The 438-nt window shown below is 72.1% G+C and carries 1 protein-coding gene; it reads left to right on the top strand.

Annotated elements, in window-relative coordinates; translation table 11 throughout:
• Positions 1-189 precede the first annotated feature (189 nt).
• Positions 190-438 (top strand): endonuclease/exonuclease/phosphatase family protein (locus tag ACLD7X_RS19040; protein ID WP_411425244.1); only part of this gene is annotated, 249 nt, incomplete at its 3' end.

Raw genomic sequence — 438 nt, 5'->3', positions numbered from 1 at the left:
CGCCGCACATATCGGTCCGGTCCCGGCGGTTTGCAAGGGCGCCCGATGCTGCGTTGCGGCATCTTTGGATGCACCGTGTCTCTCCGGCGATTTGTCGCCTGTTTTCCGGGCATTCCGCGCCATGACCCGCCGATGGCCGGGCGTCGTGCGGACGGTGGCCGCCGCCGCCCGGCGCGCTAGGTTCGGGGGATGGAGAGCGATCCGTCAGACCTGCGCGCCGGCGTGACCTGCGTGACCTGGAACGTCCATCGCGGGCGCGGCCGCGACGGTCGGGTGGACCCGGACCGCATCCTGCGCACGCTGGCGGATGACGTGGCGCCCCATGCGCCCGACATCCTGGCCTTGCAGGAGGCGGATGGCGAGTGCCCCCCGCACGCGGGCCTGCTGGACATCGCGGGGATCGAGGCCGCGACCGGCCTGCGGTCGGTGCATGATGAC

It is taken from the genome of Aphanothece microscopica RSMan92 (genome assembly GCF_046613545.2).
Classification (GTDB): Bacteria; Cyanobacteriota; Cyanobacteriia; order PCC-6307; family Cyanobiaceae; genus NIES-981.
The sequence above is the reverse complement of the archived record's forward strand: the minus strand, read 5'-3'. Positions and strand labels throughout refer to the sequence as shown.